The sequence below is a fragment of the Streptomyces sp. TLI_053 genome (genome assembly GCF_900105395.1).
GTDB lineage: Bacteria > Actinomycetota > Actinomycetes > Streptomycetales > Streptomycetaceae > Kitasatospora.
In genome coordinates, this window is sequence record NZ_LT629775.1 from 4723232 (window position 1) to 4740899 (window position 17668).

Here is a 17668-nt window from a genome sequence, read left to right on the forward strand (position 1 = left end):
AGCCTGACTTGGGAGCGCAACGTGTACCCGTCCACCCGCATCCGTCACGCGGTCGAGCAGCTGCGCACCGTGCGCGCACACTGGGGGGCGCTGCTCGTCGCGATCGAGACCGCACCGGCTCCCGTGTGGCCGCCCGCCCAGCTCTCCACCCACCTCGCCCGGCAGGCCGCCGACGACGTCGAGCTGCTCGTCGACGACCGCGTGCCGCTCACCCTGCGCCAGCACCCCGCCCCCGCCAACCTCGCCGCCCTCGACGCCGCGGTGCGCGTCGAACGGCTCATGTTCGACGCCGCCGACACGCTCGCCGCCGCCGTGCAGCGGCCGATCGAGCGCCGGCCCGTCTCCACCCCCGGCCGGCCGGTCGTGTGGGCCCTCGACGAGGCGGACGCCGCCGACCCGCGCCGGTGGCACTACGCGAGCCCGACCGACCCCGGGAGCCGCCGGCACGGCCTGCACTGGGCCGCGCTCTACGTCGAGGGGCGCCTGCTCGACGAGGACACCGAACCCGAGCAGCGCGCCGGCACGCACACCCGCGCACCGGCCCTGTTCGGCCTGCTGCCCGAGCACCTCGCGCACGAGGCGGTGCGCGTCGCCGGACAGGCCGAGCACCTCGTGCTCGGCGCGCTCGGCCTCGACCGCAGCGAGACCGTGATCGAGGGCCGACCCTGCCCATGGTGCTCCGGCGAGCTCACCCTGCACACCGACCCGCGCATCGCCCCGAGCGTCACATGCTCCACCGGCCGCACCTGCCCCGCCCCCGTCGACCTCGACCGCCGCGGCCGCCGCGCGTGGCACGCGGCCGAGCTCGTCGAGCTGCTCGCCGCCCTCGACCGCCCCGCCACTGGCCGGGCTGCGTGACGTGAGGGCGCAAGCGCGACGAGGGGCCCGGGCTATTGCCCGAGCCCCTCGCTAGCCCCTAGCTGGTGGTCTCCGCCGTGTCGATGTCGGCAGGTGTATCCGCGCTCCCCGCCGCCGGCTTGGCATCGGCCGCGTCGATCCGGCGCCGGCGCTCTCGCCGCCACCCATCCGCCGCCATAAAGGTCGTGAGCGCCGTTGCCGTAGTGCCAACGAGGTTGCCGACCAGCATGATTACGTCCCTAACCATGGGGCTCCCCTTCTGAACTCCACTCACCCGGCAACGCCCGGTGATGCTAGGAATGCCGAACCGCCTACGCGGACATAACGGGATGCCGCATACGCGGAGAGATCTCGGCCAACCGCAACGTCGTGCGGGTTCCGGAAGGAAGGGGCCGCCCCAAGAGCACGTCACAGGGCGTTCCTCATGCGAGGATATGCACCCAACACCACTGATGTTGGGGCGAGTTGAACGGTAGGCAGCATACCAGGCCCCCGCCGACAAGCACCGGGGAACACCTTGCCCCCGAGCAGGCCCCACCTAGCCCCTTGCGCCGTTATCGATCTGTGACCTAGAGTTGGAGGCGCTTCCGGCGTGCCCGGAACATCTGGCTGATGGCCCGCCACACCCCCCGGTGGCGGGCCGCAGTCGTTCCTACCGGCGTCCGCCGCGTCGCACTGGGACTGCGATAGCCGCGAAACCGGTACCCAACAGCGTCATCGCGGCCGCGTCGAGCTGCGGGTGCCGCACGAGAATCACGACCATGACCCCGGCGGCCAACGCCGAGCGAGTCAGCTCGATGACCTCCGCTGGTGTCCAGCCTCCCCCTGTCGGCGCAGCACGCCGCCGCTGTTCCACGCTTCCCACAGAGCACCCTTTCCTCGCTGGTCGAGTGATGGGCGGCGCCGCTCCTCCCTCAGTCTGACAGTGCGCCAGGGGCGACGACCCCCACAAAGTGTGGGAGTTGAAGGGTTCGAAGACCGATCCCGTCGCCTACCCCCCGGGCCACCCTGGACAGGGCCTCCTACAATTAGCCAATCCAAGGCTGGACGCGCTAAAGATCATCAAAAGCAAGATATACAGAACTTCTGCAAACTGACTTGGCCAACTGGGTTTGCATTCGGCCTTTGATTAACGGCTACTGCCAAGGTCGGGGGTGATGTTCGATGCGCGAGCCCATCGCCGACCAGGATCGCGACCAGGTGCGCCGCCTGCATGCCGACGGCCTGTCCCGCAACGCCATCGCAGCCCAGATCGGGCGCAGCAGTTCGACCGTGTCCAAGATCGCGGCTGAGTTGGGGTTGGCGTTCGTTGGGGGCGCCCGGGTGGCGTCGGCGACCGTGGCCCGGCAGGAAGACCTTGCTGCCCTGCGCCGGGACCTTACGGCCCGGCTGTACCGGCGGGCCGCGGCGAACCTCGACCGGGTTGAGGCCGACACGTACGTGCGTGTCGAGCTGCTGCCGACCGGCGAGACGGCCGAGGTGGTCAGCGACGATCCGCCCGCGCAGGACGAGCGCCACCACTCACAGGCCATCGGCGGCTATCTCACCAGCGCGGCCCGGCTCGCGGAGATCGACGCCGGCACGTCCGGGCACGAGGTGCGCAGCATGCTCACGGATCTTGCCCGGGGCCTGCGGGCCGCCTTCGCCGACGAGGACGAGGCGGCCGCCGACGGGGGGTGAGCCGTGCCCGCCCCCGCTCTCGATCTCCCGCTCTCCCGCAAGCAGTTGCGCAGCGTCGCGCGGGCCACCGCCCGCATCAACATCTGGCACGGCGCGGTGCGGTCCGGCAAGACCGTGGCCTCGTTGCTGGCATTCCTGCTGGCCATCGCGGAGGCGCCGCCGTCCGGGCTGATCATCATCTGCGGCCGCAGCCTGCAGACGATCGAACGCAACGTGCTAGAGGCGTTGGCCGATCCGGCCCTGTTCGGGCCGGTCGCCGCCGGGCAGGTCCGGCACACCCGCGGCGCCACCACCGCCGTCATCCTCGGACGCACCGTCCACCTGATCGGCGCGGCAGACTCCCGCGCCGAGGGTCGACTGCGCGGCCTGACGGCCTACTTGGCGTACGTCGACGAGGCGACTCTGCTCCCCGAACCGTTCTGGGTGCAGTTGCTCGCGCGCCTCAGCGTGGACGGCGCGCGCGTGCTGGCCACCACCAACCCCGACGGCCCGCGGCACTGGCTGCGGACCGGATACCTCGACCGCGCGGCCGAACTCGACCTTCGGGCATGGCATTTCAGCCTGCACGACAACCCCTCGTTGTCTCCGGCCTACGTCCGGTCGCTGAACGCCGAGTACACCGGGCTGTGGCGCCGGCGCATGATCGATGGCGCGTGGGTGGTCGCCGAGGGGTCGATTTACGACTGCTGGGACGAACAGCAGCACGTCGTCGACGAGTTGCCGCCCATGGTCCGGCACTGGCTCGGGATCGACTACGGCACCACGAACCCGTTCGCTGCAATCTTGCTGGGGCTCGGCGAGGACGGCCGGTTGTACGCGTGCGCGGAGTGGCGATACGACAGTCGCCAGAAGCGCCGGCAGATGACCGATGCCCAGTACAGCGCCGCCCTTCGCGGCTGGCTGGCCGGGCTCGGCGTCGACCCCGAGTGGACGTTCCTCGACCCGTCCGCCGCTTCCTTCCTCGCGCAGCTCTGGGAGGACGGGCACCAAGGGACCGCCCGCGCGCGGAACGAGGTACTCGACGGCATCCGGTCGACGTCAACCGCGCTCGCGGCCGGCCTGCTGCTCGTGCACCGCTCGTGTGAGGGTCTGCTCGCGGAGCTGCCCGGCTACGTGTGGGACCCGGCCGGGACCGCCGCCGGCGAAGACCGCCCCCTCAAGGTCAACGATCACAGCTGCGACGCGCTGCGGTACGTCGTGCACTCCACCGCCGCCGAGTGGCGCCACCTGGTCCCCGATCTGATCCCGGAGGAGGTGAGCGCCGATGCCGCTGCCTGAGCCCAATTCCGTTTGGCCGCCGCGCCGTTGGGCGCCCGAGCTCGCCGAGATCGCGATCGATGACGCGTGGTACTCCGGCGACCCGAAGCGGCTCGCCGCCGTCTACCAGGGGCAGACCCGTCGGCGCGACGGCCGGCGCCGCCTGTGGGGACGCGACCGAACGTCCACCGCCGACCGGCGCGAGTCCCGCCTGCACATCCCCATGCCGGCCGACGTCGCCCGCCGCTCTGCCGGCCTGCTGATGGGCGAGCCCCCGCGGGTGACCGTCACCGACACCGCTCTGCAGGCGCGCCTCGACGAGCTGCTCGGCCCGCGCGCCGAGCGGACCCTGCTGGAGGCCGCCGAGGTGTCCGCCGCGCTCGGCGGGGTCTACCTGGTGGCCGCTTGGGACGCCGAGATCGGCCCGCGCCCGCTGCTCACCACCGTGCACCACGACGCCGCCCTGCCCGAAGTCCGATACGGGCACCTGGTTGCCCTGACGTGCTGGGAGGAACTGGAGCGGCACGGCTCGACCGTGCTGCGCCGGCTGGAGAGGCACGAGCGGGGCCGGATCGAGCACGCCCTCTACGAAGGCACCACTGACAACATCGGCCGCCGCGTGCCGCTCACGGAGCACCCGACCACGGCCGCGGTCGTCGACAGTCTCGGCCCGTCCGGCGCGATCGAGACCGGCATCCCCGCTCTCACCGCGGCCTACTGGCCCAACATCGGCCCCAACCGCTCCCACCGCGGGTCGCCGCTCGGCCGATCCGACCTGCAGGGCCCGGCGCGCGACATGTGCGACGCGCTCGACGAGGTGTGGTCGAGCTGGATGCGCGACATCCGACTCGCCCGCGCCCGCCTCATCGTCCCCGCCGGCTACCTGCGCAACCGCGGCCCCGGCAACGGCGCCAGCTTCGACGATGACCAAGAGATTTGGCAGGCTCTCGACATCCCGCCGACCGACACGGGCGCCGGCATCACGATGAGCCAGTTCGCCATCCGGGTAGCCGAGCACAAGTCAACATCCGACGCGCTCGTGCGGCAGATCGTCGAGGCGGCCGGCTACAGCCCGAGCACGTTCGGGCTCGACGGCGGTCCGCCGGTCACCGCGACGGAGACACTGGCCCGCGGACACGACAGCATGGTGACCCGCAGGGCGAAGATCGGCTACGCGGCCCCAGCCGTTGCCGACATCGTCGAGGCGCTGCTGCAGCTCGACCGCGCGCTCGGCTGGTCCCGACTCGCCCCTGAGCGGCCGACCGTGGCATTCGGGGCGGCGGTCGCCCCGGACGCCCAGACGCAGGCGCAGACGCTCTCCCTGCTCGGCCAGGCGCAGGCCGTCAGCACCGAGACCAAGGTCCGCATCGTGAATCCAGAGTGGGATGCCGAGGCGGTCGCCGCCGAGGTCGCCCGCATCCACGCCGAGACCGGGCAAGCCGTGCCCGACCCGGCACCCGACTTCGTCAGTTGAGCGACGACGGCACCCCGAGGAAGGTGTCGCCCGAGGGACGAACGACGACGATCTCGTGCTCGGCAAGCAGTTCCCGCAGGTCTTCGTCGGGAAGCCCGGGAAGGACGACGGCGCGCCGCGGAGGTTCCGGGTGGTCGTCGGTGCGGGTGTAACGGCTGTAGTCGAGCAGCTGTCCCAGCGCCATCCGGACCGCCTCCCGGCGGTGGGTGCCCTTCACCTCGTACAGCACGTGGTCCGTGACGTCGTACAGGTCGGACAGCAGCGTTCCCGTCTTGCCCTTGATCCGGATCTGAAAGCGGCGGACCTCGTGTCCAAGTGTGGTGAGGTGGGCCTCGAATGCGTCGCTGAGCTCGCCCTCGCGGCGCTTGGCGATCGTCTCTGGGACGGCCGCCCGCTTGGTCTCCTTCGTCGTGTTCTTCTCGGGTTCGACGAGCTTGCTCTCGGTCGTGTTGGCCGGCACCAGGCGGGCAACGGTGGTCTCCGCCGGGGGGATCTCGTCCTCAGGATCGTGCTGGACCGTGCCGACCGGACGGAGACGGAAGACGATCACTCGACGGCGCAGGCCGTCTTCGTCGAGGCCCTCGCGGACAACGTAGGGCGTGCGCTTGTCGAGCTCGAACGCGCCGACGTAGCGGTGCAGCTTGGTGTCGGTACCCTCCACGGTTCCGACTGCGACGAACAGGCGAAGCGTGCGCCCGTCCCGGCCGTGGTGGAGTACGGCAGAGTTGCCCTTGCCGTAGTCACCACCGAACGTCTGGTCGCCCTTCTTTCCAGCTCCGGTGTACTCGAAGACGGGGCCGATCTCGTCCTCTTCAGCGAGCCAGCCGTCGTGGTACCCGAACTGCTGGCCGACCTCGTGATCGGAGAACAGCGTCACGTTCTTTGGCTTCCGGGACGGCACAATCCCGCCGCTGTGGCGGCTTCCCCCGTAGACGGCGCAGATTTCGGGGCGGGTACCGATCTGTCCGAGCTTGAACTCGGCGGGCGCATTCGTCATGGGCCGACGGTATCGGTCGGTGCTGACAACGCCTTCGGTCGGTTGGGGGGTGCGCTGTGCCGGTCTCCCCCTGGATGGCCGAGGATCTCGCCGAGCGCGTGCGGGCGCTGTACGAGGACGCCGAGCAGCGCCTGCTCGGCATCGTGGCCCGGCAGAGCGCCGACGGCTTCGAAGCTCCCGGGTGGGCCGTCGCCAAGCTCGCCGACATCCAGCCTCTGCGGCGCGCCGCGCAGGGTGTCGTCGACGCGCTCGGCACCGCCATGTCGACCGAAGTGCACGACGTCGTCGCCGAGGCGTTCAACCGCGGCGCCCGGACTGGGCTCGCCGAGCTCGGCGCCCTGGCCGACGTCGACGCCGCGCGCATCGCGGAGTCGACCCCGGCCGGGCGCGCCGTCGACCGGCTCGCCGCCGAGACGATCGAGCTCGTCACCGCCACCCATCGCGGCATCCTGCGCGGCGTCGAGGACGGATACCGGCAGGTCGTCTCCGAAGTGGCCGCAACCCCGGTGCTCGGCATCGACACCCGCCGGCAGGCTACGCAGCGCGCAATGGAGCGCTTCGCCGACCGCGGGCTCCGAAGCTTCGTCGACAAGTCCGGGCGGTCCTGGCAGATGACGAGCTATGCCGAGATGGCCGTGCGGACCGCCGTCGGCCGGGCCGCCATCGAGGGCCAGGCCGACCGGCTGCGCGCCGCCGGCCGAGACCTTGTGATCGTGTCCACCGCCCCACGCGAGTGCCCGCTCTGCCGCAAGTGGGAAGGGCGGATCTTGACGCTCGACGGCCCGGAGGGCCCGCACGAGGTCGAGATCGAGCACGCCGTCGACGACGGCCGCACCGTCCGCGTGCGGGTGGCCGGCAGCGTCGAACAGGCCCGCCGCGCCGGACTCCAACACCCCAACTGCCGACACGCCCTGTCGGCTTACACCCCTGGTGTCACCACCGCGGAGCCGCCCGAGCCGTCCGACGGCACCGGGTACGAGGCAGGCCAACGGCAGCGCGCGATCGAGCGCCAGATCCGCAAGTACAAGAACCGCGCCGCGGCGGCCGCGACTCCCGAAGCGCGGAAGGTTGCCGAGCAGCGGGTGCGCGACTGGCAGGCCCGGATGCGCGACCACCTCACCGCCCACCCCGACTTGAAGCGGCTCAGGTACCGCGAGCAGCCAGGGGCGGGGAACCTCCCCGAACCGCGCCGGCCGCTCAACCCGGATGCGGTCGAGGCCGCCCGGGTGCGCGCCGGCGACCACCGGACGCCGGCCGAGATGAGCGACGAGCAACTCGGCGCCGCACTGCAGCACGGCTCCCTCGACGAGCGCGACCGCGCCAAGGTCGAGGCCGAAGCGAACCGGCGGGACGAGCAGGCCCTGCTCGACCGCGTGCGGCCCGGCGGCCGGATGGCCGAGCACCTGACGGAGTTCTCCGACGACGAGCTCGCCCGCACGCTGCCGCTACTCAGCGACGCCGACGTGCTGCGCGTGGCGGCCGAGCTGGACCGGCGCGACATCGACGCCGCCCTGCCCGGCGCCCGGCGCGACTTGATCGCGTTGTCCGAGCGGCAGCTCGCCGAGCGGGCCCGGCACGCCACCGGTGACGAGCTCGCGGCCCTGGCCGCGGAGGCGGACCGCCGACAGCTGCTCGCCGAACTGTTCCCCGGCGGCCGGCTGCTGGCGGACCTCTCGCAGGTGGCCGACGACCGCCTTGGGTGGGCGCTGCGCTACACCGACCCCGCCGGGGCCGAGCGCATCGCGGCCGAGCTCGACCGCCGCTACCCCGTCGACCCACCGCCGACCGCCACCGGCCGCGGAGTCGAGGCGCAGCTCGCCGACCGAGCAGCGGTCGACGAAGTGCTGCGCCCGGGCTCCCGGATGGACGACTGGTCGTGGATCGATGCCACGCCCGACGAACACCCGTGGGACCGCCTTCCGGCGGCCGAGCGGTGGCTCGCCGAACGGGAGTGGGCCGAGGCCGGGAACCGGCAGGCGTTCACCGCCAAGCAGGTCCGGCAGATGTACGACGAGTACGTCTTTGCGCAGTGGCTCGACGCCGAAGAGTGGTGCCGCGGCGTGCTGCTCACCAAGCGGGCCGAACTCGACGGCGTCGATCCCCTGAGCCTGTTCTCTGGGCCGGCGCACGTGGCCTACGCCCGGGCATCCGAGGAGCTGCGCCGCTACTGGGCCGAGGTGTCCCCCCGGACCACCCTCGCCGAGTACACCGAGCAGCTCACCGGCGTACGGTCCGCCGCCGCCGACACCGCCCGCAAGACCGGCTCCGACATCTCCAACAAGTTCTAGGGGGTGAGGCGTTGGGATTCCGCGCCGACGTCGTGCGCGCCGTCGCCGCTGGCCGCGATGCGGCCCGCGCCGGACAGCCGATCACTGCCTGCCCCCACCCGCGCGACAGCCTGCTGCGCTCCGCCTGGATCCGCGGCTACGCCGCCGCCCGCCCCCTCACCGCACCGCCGTAGCGCGGCCCGGGGGCCTGGCCGGTGACCAGACCCCCGGGGGCTTACTTGTCCTCGCGCTTCGCCTCTGCCCCTGCTTGCTGCCGCTTCAAGGACATGCGCAGTCTCCCGATCCGAGCGAGCTCGAACGCGAGACGCACGAGGTAGTAGACAACCTGAACTCCGTCAAGGTCATCGACCATGAGTGATCATCCCCTGTTCAGTAGCCCCCTCTCCCCCTGGAAAGGGGGAGGTGGAGCGACCTCACAACCGCCAAGCGACACAGCGGTCCGCCGGGGACATCTCGGCGGGAAGAAGTGTGACTGTCCCGCCCACATCGTAGGGCTCGCCTGAGGAGCAATCACATAGCTGTTGCTCGCTGCCCCGCCCGAAGTTCCATCACGGCTCGTACCCGCGCCCCGGGGCACGGGCCGTTCCCATGTCCGCCCACGGCCCGGAGGGACCAACCACCATGACCATCACCACACTTCCGATCCACCCCCGCACCGGGCTGCAGGCCGTCGGGCTGCGCAGCGACGGTCGCCCGATCTGGCCGATCCTCGGAGGCTCCGGCGACCCCGGCCCGGGCGGGGCGCCGACCGGCGAGCCGACCACTCCGCCTGTCCCGGGTCCCACCGAACCCACCGGCACCCCGGCCCCGGCCCCGGTCGCGTCCCCCGCCGCGCCGCCGGCACCGGCCGGCCCGACCGCCGAGCAGCTCGTCGAAGCGCAGCAGCAGGCCACCGAGGCGGCCGCGCAGCGTGACCAGCTGCAGGCCGCCCTCGACGCGATCAACAAGGCCATCAACCCGGACGCCGGCACGGGTGCGGACTCCGACCCGGCGCAGCTCGCCGCCGCCGTCGCGGACCGCGACCGGCAGCTCGCCGAGCTCGGCGCGCAGCTTCGCACCGCGCGGGTCGAGCTCGCCGCCCACCAGGCCGCCGAGGCGGCCGGCGCCCGCCCCGACCGCCTGCTCAACAGCCGCTCGTTCGCCGCCGCGGTCGCCTCCCTCGACCCGACCGACGCGAAGTTCAGCGAGAAGCTCACCGCCGCCATCACGGCGGCGGTCGAGGCCGACCCCGAGCTCTACCGCGCCACCGGCGCCCCGCCGGCCCGCTCCGGCGGCGAGTTCCGCGGCGCCCCCACCACCCGTACCGAACCCGCGTCGCTGCTCGAAGCGATCTCGGCGCGGCTCGCCAAGTAAGGAGGCCGCCCCGTGGCTATCACGCTGGCTGACGCCAAGCTCAACACGCAGGATGCCGTCGACCTGCAGGTGATCGACGAGTTCGCCAAGTCGAGTTGGCTGCTCGACAACATGATCTGGGACACCGCCGTCAACCCTGCCGGCGGCGGCGCGACCCTCAGCTACGGCTACACCCGGCTCGTTACCGAGCGCGGCGCAGCCTTCCGCCCGCTGAACACCGAGTACGCCAAGGGACAGGCCAAGCGCCAGCGGTACAGCGTCGACCTGTCCCCGCTCGGCGGCGCGTTCGAGATCGACCGCACGATAGCCGAGCTCGGCCCGGCCGCCAGTGCGGAAGTCAACTTCCAGATGCTGCAGACCATCAAGGCCGCGAACGCCTTCTTCTCCGAGCAGGTGATCACCGGGAAGCGGGTCAACACCCCGGGCGCCGAGCAGGGGTTCGACGGCCTCGACCGCGCGCTCGCCGGCTCCGTGACCGAGATGGGCGCCGGCTCCTCCCTCGACTGGACCGGCACCACCCTGGGCGCCGACACGGCCAAGGTGCACGCCGCGCTCGACATCCTCGACGAGTTCCTCGGGCTGCTCGACGGCGTTCCGTCCGCGCTGCTGGGCAACAAGAAGACGATCGCGCGCGTGCGCTCGCTCGCCCGCCGAGCCGGCTACTACACCCGCACCGAGAACTCGTTCGGGCAGACCGTCGAGTCCTACAACGGGATTCCGTTCGTCGACCTGGGCGCCGTCGCCGGCAGCAACAACCCCGTCATCCCGATCGAGTCGCGCGACGTCGACGGCGCCGGCCCCGGCGGGCAAATCACCGGCCTGTCCGACATCTACGCCGTCCGGCTCGGAATCGACGGGTTCCACGGCGTGACCACCACGAGCGGCAAGCTCGTACGGCAGTGGCTGCCCGACTTCGACCGGGCCGGCGCGGTCAAGGTCGGCGAGGTCGAGCTCGGGCCGGTGGCCGTCGTACTCAAGGCGACCCGGGCGGCCGCGGTACTGCGAAACGTCAAGGTGCAGTGATGCCGCACGCGATCGCCTCCCCGTACGGGGATGACGGCCCGGTTGCCGGCGTCCACTTCACCGCCGGCCGGGCCACCGTCGACGAACTCGGCGCCGGGGCCCGACTGTACTTCCTGCGGCACGAGTACCAGATCGAGCAGCTCGACGACACCGACGAGCAGGGCCCGACGGGCGACGACCCGCCCCCGCCCACCACCGCCAAGGGGCGCAGCCGCGCCAAGGAAGGGGCGGCGCCGCCCGCGCCGCCCCGGTGATCGGGGGTGGGCATCGTGGCACTCACCTACGCCACCCCCGAACAGCTCGCCACGTGGCTGGGCCGGCCCACGCCGGCGGACGCCGAGCGGCTGCTCGCCCGCGCGTCCGCCGACGTCGACGCCGCGCTGCTCACCGCCTGCTACCCGGTCGACTCCACCGGCGCCCCTACCCGCCCCGAGCACGTCGCCGCGCTGGCCGATGCCGCGTGCGCGCAAGTCGAGTACCAACTCGCCGCGGGCGAGGACGGGACCGGCGCGGCCGCGCGCTGGTCGAGCGTGAGCGCCGGTGTGATCAGCCTCTCGGCGAGCAGCTCGGCCCCGCCCGGCGCGCTCGACCTGGCGCCCCGGGCCCGGCGCGCCCTGCAGCAGGCCGGACTCACCGGTCACGGGGTGGGCGCCCCATGGTGACCCGCGTCCCCCGGTGGCTGCTGCGCCACCGCATCACCATCGAGCCGTACGTCGGAGAGTCCGCGTACGGGCCCATCTACGGCCCGCCCCTCGACGACGTGCCCGCGCTCGTCTCCGAGTCGGCGCGGCTCGTGCGCGCCCCGGACGGGCGGCAGGTTGTCAGCTTGGCGCAGGTCGTGCTCGACCTCGACACCGACGTGCCGGCCGGCTCCCGGATCACCCTGCCGACCGGCCGCACAACCGTGCCGATCACCGTCTCGACCGTCGACGCGCCGGGCCTGCCCGCGCCCGCCCACCAGGAGGTGAGCTGCGAATGAGCCGACCCCGCTCCCGGATCGAGTGGACCGGTGACGCTGTCCTGCGGGCCGAACGCGCCGGCGCCGCGCGCGGCCTGCTCGCCGCCGCCGAGCACGTGCTGCAGAAGTCGCGCGAGGTAGTACCGATCGAAGAGGGCACCCTCGCGCGCTCCGGCGTCGCGTCCGTCGACGAGCAGCAGCTCGTCGCCGGAGTCTCCTACGACACCCCTTACGCGACCAGGGTGCACGAGGATCTCAACGCCCGCCACGACCAGGGCCGGACAGCGAAGTACCTCGAACGCCCGGCCGCTCAAGAGGCCGGGGCGGTCGAGCAGATCATCGCGGCCGCGGTGCGGCGCGCGCTCCGCTAGACCGCCCCAACAGGCCCGACTAGCTCGCGTCGTCCAGGTCCTTACGCGCACGCTCGAACGCCTCCCTAGCGTCGTCGAGCTCCTTGTAGGCCGCCTTGTGCGCCGCTTCCGTCAGGTTGGGCACGTCCCCCGGCCCGAGGGCCGCCCCGTTCACGAGCCTACTCACGGCGTTCTCAGCAGCGTTCAGCCTCGCGAGCGCAGCGTCGTAGGCACGCTGCAGATCGTCAATTCCCTTACTCACCAGTCACTTTCCTTTCCATCTGCCCCGCCCTTCGACGCTACCTCGTGCCGCGGCGAATCGAAGACTCGTCCGGAGGCGAAGCACTTGCCCGACCTGCTCGACTCCCTCGCCCGCTACCTGCAGGCCGCCGGCCTGCTCACCTACGACCCCACCGGGATCAAGGGCGACACGTTTATCGAGCTCATGCCGCCGGCGCCCGACCGCGCGGTGCAGCTCTCCCTCTACGGCGCCAGCACCCCCGACCCGCTCAATCCCTGGGACGAGCGGTCCCTGCAGGTACGGGTCCGCGGTACCGCCGACCCGCGGGTATCCCGCGCCCGCGCGGAAACGATCTTCTCTACGCTGCACGGGCTCGCCGGAGTCGAGCTCCCGGGCAGGCTGTGGCTCGTGCTGTGCATCGCGCAGCAAACCCCCGCCCCGCTCGGCGTCGACGCCGCCGGCCGCCACGAGCACACCACGAACTTCCGCCTCGACGTCGAGGCGCTCAATCCCCGACCTACCTAGGAGGTGACCCCATGGCGACCCCCGGAACCGCTCGCCCGATCGACGCCCGAGGCTGGCTGTTCGAGGTGCAGGACCTGACGGCCAGCACTGAGACATGGCTGCGCGTGGGCCTGCTGACGTCCTTCTCGCACTCGCCGGGCGAGAACGAGGAGACGGAGGACATCACCACGTTCGACGACGACGGCCACTACTCGCAGGACATCATGCAGCGTGGCGCATCCATCTCCCTGGAGTCCAAGTACGCCGCGGACAAGACCGGCGCGCGCGACCCCGGGCAGGCGTACGTCGACGAGAAGTGGGTGCCCCGTCTCGGCGCCGAGTCGCACAACCCCGTGCGGTGGCGCCACCGGACCCAAACCGCGTGGGTGGTGTGGGATGCCACGGTCAGCCCGGGTGAGCAGGGCGGCGGGACCACGGAGAAGACCAGTTGGAGCGCGACGATCACCCGGTGTGGCAAGCCGTCGACCGCCGCGGTGACCCCGCCGCCGGCCGGGGGTGGCTCGTGATCGACGACGAGCTCGACCTCGACCACCAGGACCAGCCCGCCGGCAGGTGCGCGGACTTCGATGCGTTCTTCGCCGAGCAGGCCACTACCGAACACGCAGAAACGTTTCAGCTGTACGGCCGGACGTACCGCCTCCCGGACGCCCTGCCGTTGATGTTCACGCTGCAGATGGAGCGGCTGCAGGCGTCCGACGATCCGGACGACGTGCGCTCGATGCTGCGGACCCTGGTAGGCGAGGATGCCCTCGACCACTGGGCGGAGCAGGGCATGACCGACCGGCAGCTCGGCATCGTGCTCATCTACGCAGCCGCGACCGTGCGCCGGCCTGGCAGCATCACCCTGCAGCGCGCCGCCGAGCTCTACGACCAGCAGAACGCGGCCGCGGGAAAAGCCCCGACGCCGCCGGCCCCGAACCGGGCAACCCGCCGGAAGACGGGGCGGCGGCGGGCGGGCTCTGGTCGGCGGTCCTGACACACTGGGCCGCCGTCGAGGCGGACCTCGCACGCACCTACCACCTCACCCCCGAGCAGATTGCCGCGCTCACTGAGCGGCGGTTCGTCGTCCTGCTCGGCGGACTCGACGAACACAGCCGCTTCCGGGCGCTCTGGGCGCGCACCCCCCGCACCGTCTCGACGGCGGCGGAGATCGCAGCGATCACGGGCCTGCCTGCCGAGGGCTGAGCCCGAGCTGCACCTGAGCGAACACAACGACCTTCCGGCAGCGGATCATCCGCGGTTGGTTGCGCTCGGCGAGGGGGTGAGCCGAGTTGGCGCTCACCGTCGGCGAACTGCTCGCCACCATCACCGTCGACGACGCCCCGGCCGAGGCCGGACTGCGTCGCACCGAACAGAACATCCGCCGTACCGCGCAGGTCATCGAGGACGAAGCGGGCCGGGCCGGACAGGCAGCCGGACGCGAGCTCGGCGAGCAACTCGCCGAGGAGTCCGAGCGCGGCGCCGAGCGCGCCGGCTCCGGCATCACCAGCGCACTCGGGGCCGTCAAGGGCGCCTTGATCGGCGGCGCGATCGGCGCCGCCCTCATGGCAGGGCTGTCCGAGGCCGTCGAGCAGGACAAGGGGACCGACCTCCTTGCAGCGCGGCTCGGCGCCACCCCGGAGCAGTCCGAGCGGCTCGGGAAGGCCGCCGGGAAGCTGTTCACCGGCGGCTACTCCGAGTCCGTCGAGGCCGCTAACGAAGCTCTCCAACACCTCTGGCAGCAAGGGCTCGTCCCGGCCGACGCGACGGCCGAGCAGCTACAGCAGGTCGGCGGCCGCGCGCAGCAGGTCGCCGACATTCTCGGCGAGGAAGTCGGCCCCGTCGCCAAATCCGTTGGGCAAATGCTCAAAACAGGAATGGCCAAGGATGCCGACGAAGCGTTCGACATTCTCGTAAGGGGAACTCAGCTCGGCGCAAATAAAGCCGAGGATTTGCTCGACACATTTAATGAATACCCGACGCAATTTCGGGATTTGGGAATTGATGGAAAGCAGGCCATGGGCCTCATCCATCAGGGCCTGGAAGCTGGCGCGCGCGATGCCGATGTCGTCGCAGACGCTTTCAAAGAACTAAATATCCGAGTCAAGGACGGCAGCGCCGCCGACGGCCTTAAGTCAATCGGCCTGAACGCCGATAAGATGGCGGCCGCTTTCAACAAGGGCGGGCCGGAGGCGAACGCCGCACTTGATCAGATCATGGATCGGCTGCGGCAGGTCAAGGACCCGTCCGAGCGTTCCAAGCTCGCGTTCTCGCTGCTGGGCACGCAGGCCGAAGACCTTTCCAAGGCGCTTTTCTCGCTCGACCCGTCGAGCGCGGTCGCAGGGCTCGGCGCCGTCGACGGCGCGGCCGCCAAGGCGGGCGACACCATGCGGGACAACGCCTCGACCCGTTGGACGGCGTTCACGCGCGGCCTGCAGCAGGGCGCCGTCGACGTGCTCGGCTCCAAGGTCGTGCCCGCCCTCATGGCGGCCGCGGATTGGGTCGGCACGCTCGGCCAGAAGTACGACACCGCCCGCAAGTTCGTCGGCGAGCACAGCCTCGCGTTCAGCATCGCGGCCGGCATCATCGGCGCCATCCTGCTGCCCACGCTCATCGCGCTTGGGGTGCAGGCCACCGTCACCACCGCTACCACGGTGGCCGGTTGGGCGGCGCAGGCCGCGGCCGCGGTGCGCACCGGCGCAACCTACCTCCTCACCAACGCGGAGATGCTCGCCGGTTGGGCAGCGCAGGGCGTCGCCGCCGTTGCGGCCGGCGCCCGGGTGGTCGGGGCGTGGGTGCTCATGGGCGCGCAGAGCCTGCTACAGGCCGCGCGCATGGCGGCCGCATGGGTGATCGCGCTCGGCCCTGTCGGGTGGATCATCGCCGCCGTAGTCGGCTTGGTCGCCCTGGTCGTCAGCAACTGGGACACAGTCAGCGGCGCGACGGCCGCCGCGTGGAATTGGATCGTCGGCTTTGTGAAGTCGGCGGCCGGCTGGCTCGTCGACGTATTCCTGAATTGGACGTTGATCGGACTCCTGATCAAGCATTGGGATTCCATAAAGTCGGGCGCTATCACAGGCTGGAATGCGACCGTGGATTTCGTCCGTGGCATTCCCGGGCACATCGTCGAGTTTTTCCTGAACTGGACTCTCGTCGGACTGCTTATAAAGCACTGGGATTCGATCCGCTCGGGCGTGGCCGAGAAGGCGTCCGGGCTCGTCTCGGACGTCAAGGCGCTGCCCGGCCGAATCGCCGAAGGGCTCGGAAATCTCGGCTCGCTGCTGGTCGACAAGGGCCGCGACATCGTGCGCGGCCTGTGGTCCGGAATTCAGTCCATGGGCGGCTGGCTCAAGGACACCTTGATGGGCTGGGCCAAGAATCTCATTCCGGGCCCGATCGCCAAGGCGCTGGGAATCCACAGCCCAAGTCGGGTCATGGCCCGGCAGGTCGGTCGGTGGATTCCCGCCGGCATCGTTTCGGGGATTGAGGGCGCGCAGCCCGAACTCGCCGCCGCGATGCGGGACCTGGTCGAGGTGCCGGACACTCCCGCGCTCGCGGCGGCCGCGCGCACGCCGCTCCCCGCGGTGGCCGCGCCGCTTCCGGCCGCCGCCTACGGCCCGGCCGGCGGACAGCTCGGCGGCGGGCCGCTGCTGCACATCGAGCAGTTCAACGCCGGTGGCCAGTCGCCCGAGCAGCTCGCGGCCGCGCTCGGGTGGGAGCTCAAGGTGAGGGGGTGAGGCTGTGGCGGGCGACCGCGTCACCCTGCCGGGGCACATCCAGTTCGGTGAGCTCCTGCTCGGCCCCGGCACCCCCTACCGGTGGCGGAAGCTGAGCGGCTGGTCCGACTCCCCCGCGTGGGATTCGGGCACAACCAACCGCCCGGCCGGCCACGGCGCTTACCCCGGTGCCCTGTGGGCGCAGCCGCGCACGGTGACGGTTGAAGACATCGTGATCCGGGCGCCGGCCGCCCGGATCGGCGCGGTCGTCGGCGCATTCGAGGCGGGCGCGGCGTCGATCGACGACGAGCTGCCGCTCGTCGTGTGCGTCGACGAACGCGGGCCGCTGCTGGTGTGGGCGCGGTGCCTGCGGTGGTCGGTGCCCACCGGCCGCGGGTACCGGGTCGGCACCATCACCGGCGCCGCGCTGCAGTTCGAGGCGACCGACCCCCGCCGCTACGGCCTCACCGAGCGGCATGCCGACACCGGCCTGCCGATCGACGAGCAGGGCCTCGACTGGCACCTCGACCAGGCGGCCGAGCGTGGCCTCGACTGGCACCTCGACACCCCGCCCGGCGTCCCGCCGTCCGAGGACGGGATGACCTTCGGGTCCGGCGGGTCCACCGGCATCATCACCACCACCAACGCCGGTCGGGCCCCCGCACCCGCGGTGCTGGTGTTCACCGGGCCGGTTGAGCTGCCTTCGCTCGTCGACCTGCGGACCGGCCGGCGGTGGGAGTACGACATCACGCTCGGCCCGGGCGAGCAGCTCGTCGTCGACGGCGCGGCCGGCACGGTCACCCTGTCCGGCTCCTCCCGCATCCACACCGTGACCGACCGCTCGGCCCCCGAGCAGTTCCTCGTCGTCCCCCGGGCGTCTGCGACTTCGCGTTCGCCGGCGCCCCCGGTACCGTCCCGCACCCCGCCGCCCGCGCCCAAATGAACTGGCGTGACGCCCACTGGTAAGGA

At 71.7% G+C, this 17668-nt stretch carries 20 protein-coding genes; 17 read left to right on the forward strand and 3 right to left on the reverse strand.

Annotated elements, in window-relative coordinates:
• Positions 1 to 21 precede the first annotated feature (21 nt).
• On the forward strand, positions 22 to 858 hold the full coding sequence (locus BLU95_RS18955; RefSeq protein ID WP_093861078.1) for a hypothetical protein: 837 nt from the start codon (positions 22 to 24) through the stop codon (positions 856 to 858).
• Between the two features lie 58 nt (positions 859 to 916).
• Here BLU95_RS18955 and BLU95_RS18960 read toward each other — a convergent pair whose 3' ends face one another.
• Positions 917 to 1087, reverse strand: coding sequence for a hypothetical protein (locus BLU95_RS18960; protein WP_159424939.1), 171 nt, complete (start codon positions 1085 to 1087; stop codon positions 917 to 919).
• Between the two features lie 935 nt (positions 1088 to 2022).
• Here BLU95_RS18960 and BLU95_RS18965 point away from each other — a divergent pair.
• From BLU95_RS18965 to BLU95_RS18975, 3 genes are read left to right on the forward strand one after another with little or no spacing between them, the layout of a single operon-like run.
• On the forward strand, positions 2023 to 2538 hold the full coding sequence (locus BLU95_RS18965) for a helix-turn-helix domain-containing protein (RefSeq protein WP_093861080.1): 516 nt from the start codon (positions 2023 to 2025) through the stop codon (positions 2536 to 2538).
• 3 nt (positions 2539 to 2541) lie between these two features.
• Positions 2542 to 3816, forward strand: coding sequence for a PBSX family phage terminase large subunit (locus BLU95_RS18970; RefSeq protein WP_093861081.1), 1275 nt, complete (start codon positions 2542 to 2544; stop codon positions 3814 to 3816).
• A complete protein-coding gene (locus BLU95_RS18975) occupies positions 3803 to 5269 on the forward strand; it encodes a phage portal protein (RefSeq protein WP_159424940.1) in 1467 nt (488 codons plus the stop codon). Before BLU95_RS18970 ends, BLU95_RS18975 begins: the two co-directional genes overlap by 14 nt.
• Here the strand turns inward: BLU95_RS18975 and BLU95_RS18980 are convergent.
• Complete coding sequence (locus BLU95_RS18980; protein WP_159424941.1) at positions 5262 to 6266, reverse strand: SRA domain-containing endonuclease; 1005 nt, start codon at positions 6264 to 6266, stop codon at positions 5262 to 5264. The genes BLU95_RS18975 and BLU95_RS18980 overlap by 8 nt on opposite strands.
• A 56-nt stretch (positions 6267 to 6322) precedes the next feature.
• Between BLU95_RS18980 and BLU95_RS18985 the strand changes: the two genes are divergently transcribed.
• From BLU95_RS18985 to BLU95_RS19015, 8 genes are all read left to right on the forward strand, one after another.
• On the forward strand, positions 6323 to 8554 hold the full coding sequence (locus tag BLU95_RS18985) for a phage minor capsid protein (protein ID WP_231978639.1): 2232 nt from the start codon (positions 6323 to 6325) through the stop codon (positions 8552 to 8554).
• A gap of 11 nt (positions 8555 to 8565) precedes the next feature.
• A complete protein-coding gene (locus tag BLU95_RS43035) occupies positions 8566 to 8727 on the forward strand; it encodes an Rmf/CrpP fold protein (RefSeq protein WP_173862078.1) in 162 nt (53 codons plus the stop codon).
• Positions 8728 to 9175: 448 nt separating this feature from the next.
• Positions 9176 to 9907 (forward strand): hypothetical protein, encoded by a 732-nt coding sequence (locus tag BLU95_RS18990; protein ID WP_093861083.1) that lies wholly within the window; start codon positions 9176 to 9178, stop codon positions 9905 to 9907.
• Between the two features lie 12 nt (positions 9908 to 9919).
• Positions 9920 to 10930 (forward strand): major capsid protein, encoded by a 1011-nt coding sequence (locus tag BLU95_RS18995; protein WP_093861084.1) that lies wholly within the window; start codon positions 9920 to 9922, stop codon positions 10928 to 10930.
• A complete protein-coding gene (locus tag BLU95_RS19000; RefSeq protein ID WP_093861085.1) occupies positions 10930 to 11184 on the forward strand; it encodes a hypothetical protein in 255 nt (84 codons plus the stop codon). Before BLU95_RS18995 ends, BLU95_RS19000 begins: the two co-directional genes overlap by 1 nt.
• A 15-nt stretch (positions 11185 to 11199) precedes the next feature.
• Positions 11200 to 11592 (forward strand): hypothetical protein, encoded by a 393-nt coding sequence (locus BLU95_RS19005; protein WP_093864972.1) that lies wholly within the window; start codon positions 11200 to 11202, stop codon positions 11590 to 11592.
• Complete coding sequence (locus BLU95_RS19010; protein WP_353653572.1) at positions 11586 to 11909, forward strand: hypothetical protein; 324 nt, start codon at positions 11586 to 11588, stop codon at positions 11907 to 11909. Before BLU95_RS19005 ends, BLU95_RS19010 begins: the two co-directional genes overlap by 7 nt.
• On the forward strand, positions 11906 to 12259 hold the full coding sequence (locus BLU95_RS19015) for a minor capsid protein (protein ID WP_093861086.1): 354 nt from the start codon (positions 11906 to 11908) through the stop codon (positions 12257 to 12259). The genes BLU95_RS19010 and BLU95_RS19015 overlap by 4 nt, the downstream gene beginning before the upstream one ends.
• 19 nt (positions 12260 to 12278) lie before the next feature.
• Here the strand turns inward: BLU95_RS19015 and BLU95_RS19020 are convergent, their stop codons facing one another.
• On the reverse strand, positions 12279 to 12500 hold the full coding sequence (locus BLU95_RS19020; RefSeq protein ID WP_093861087.1) for a hypothetical protein: 222 nt from the start codon (positions 12498 to 12500) through the stop codon (positions 12279 to 12281).
• Positions 12501 to 12584: 84 nt separating this feature from the next.
• Here BLU95_RS19020 and BLU95_RS19025 point away from each other — a divergent pair, with 84 nt between their 5' ends.
• The 5 genes from BLU95_RS19025 (at position 12585) to BLU95_RS19045 (ending at position 17642) form a co-directional block, all read left to right on the forward strand.
• Entirely contained in the window at positions 12585 to 13004 is a 420-nt protein-coding gene (locus tag BLU95_RS19025) for a minor capsid protein (protein WP_093861088.1), read from the forward strand.
• Positions 13005 to 13015: 11 nt separating this feature from the next.
• Positions 13016 to 13510, forward strand: a complete 495-nt coding sequence (locus BLU95_RS19030; RefSeq protein ID WP_093861089.1) for a phage tail tube protein — start codon at positions 13016 to 13018, stop codon at positions 13508 to 13510.
• The gene (locus BLU95_RS19035; RefSeq protein WP_093861090.1) at positions 13507 to 13980 is read left to right on the forward strand and encodes a hypothetical protein; all 474 of its coding nucleotides are present in this window, start codon (positions 13507 to 13509) and stop codon (positions 13978 to 13980) included. Before BLU95_RS19030 ends, BLU95_RS19035 begins: the two co-directional genes overlap by 4 nt.
• Positions 13981 to 14275: 295 nt before the next feature.
• Complete coding sequence (locus BLU95_RS19040; protein WP_093861091.1) at positions 14276 to 16720, forward strand: phage tail tape measure protein; 2445 nt, start codon at positions 14276 to 14278, stop codon at positions 16718 to 16720.
• Positions 16721 to 16724: 4 nt separating this feature from the next.
• Positions 16725 to 17642, forward strand: coding sequence for a phage tail family protein (locus BLU95_RS19045; RefSeq protein ID WP_093861092.1), 918 nt, complete (start codon positions 16725 to 16727; stop codon positions 17640 to 17642).
• Positions 17643 to 17668: the final 26 nt, after the last annotated feature.